Origin of the sequence: Paraclostridium benzoelyticum (genome assembly GCF_001006285.1) — a bacterium.
Taxonomy (GTDB): domain Bacteria; phylum Bacillota; class Clostridia; order Peptostreptococcales; family Peptostreptococcaceae; genus Paraclostridium; species Paraclostridium benzoelyticum.
On sequence record NZ_LBBT01000311.1, the window covers coordinates 1 to 1213 of the forward strand.

Below are 1213 nucleotides of genomic sequence, written 5' to 3' on the forward strand. Positions count from 1 at the left end.
AAATATAAAAAAAATATTAGATATATTAGAAGAAACATATCCAAATGCAGAGTGTGAATTAAATTATACAACTCCATTTGAACTTCTAATTGCAACTATATTATCTGCTCAATGCACTGATGTCAGGGTTAATAAAGTTACAGCTGAACTGTTTAAAAAATATAATACAGCTGAAGAATTTGCTAAACTTAATACATTTGAAATTAGTGAGGAAATAAAAAGTTGTGGGCTATATAAAAGCAAAGCTCAAAAAATAAAAGAAACATCAGTATTGCTGTGCTCTAACTATGGTGGTCAAGTACCTGATAATATGGAAGAATTGACAAAACTTCCTGGAGTGGGAAGAAAAACTGCAAATGTAGTACTAAGTAATGCTTTTGGAGTTGATGCAATTGCTGTAGATACTCATGTATTTAGGGTATCTAATAGAATTGGGTTGGTAAAAACTGATACTCCTGAAAAAACAGAATTTGAACTTATGAAAGTTTTACCGAAAAAAAGATGGTCAAAAGCACATCATTTAATAATTTTTCATGGAAGGAGAGTTTGTAAAGCAAGAAAACCAGAATGTAATATATGCCCATTAGTTGAATACTGTGACTATTATAAAGAAGGGAATGACTAAAATTGAAGAGACATAAAATATTTTTCTTAGTAACATTAGTTATGCTATATTGTTTTGGATTGACGTATAAATCTTATTGTATGAGCAAAGAAAGTAAAATCTATAAAAATATATATATTGAAAATATTGATGTCTCGGGACTGACAGAAAATGATGCGATAAAAAAACTAAATAACTCTCTATATAAGCAAGATTCTATAGAATTATTTTATGGAGATAAGAAATATAATCTATCTTTAAATGAAATTAACTTTAAATTTAAAGTAGAGGATGCTGTAAATACAGCTATTAACATAGGTAGAGATAGTGACTTTTTTAATAATATAAAAACAAAATTTAAATTAAGTATAGGTAAAAGTATAAAATTAAATATTGATACTGAATATGATAAAGCAAAATTAAATGAATATATAAACAACTTAGCTAATGAAATAGATATTACACCAGTCGATGCTACTATAACAGTAGAAAATAACAATTTTAATATTAGTAAAGAGGTCTATGGAGTTAATTTAAAGAAAGAAGCTTTACTTAGTGAAATTGATAAAAATATAAAAAATAAAAAATTTGTAAATATTAATATATATA

General features: G+C 25.6%; 2 protein-coding genes. Both read left to right on the forward strand.

Going from position 1 to position 1213, the window contains the following annotated elements; genetic code table 11:
• The first annotated feature begins 4 nt into the window (after nucleotides 1-4).
• Nucleotides 5-625 carry an endonuclease III gene (gene nth, locus VN21_RS15355; RefSeq protein ID WP_046824025.1) on the forward strand — a complete coding sequence of 207 codons (621 nt, stop codon included), beginning with the start codon at nucleotides 5-7 and terminating at the stop codon, nucleotides 623-625.
• A gap of 2 nt (nucleotides 626-627) precedes the next feature.
• Nucleotides 628-1213, forward strand: a 586-nt coding sequence (locus tag VN21_RS15360) for a peptidoglycan binding domain-containing protein (protein WP_046824024.1), incomplete at its 3' end; no start/stop codon positions are given.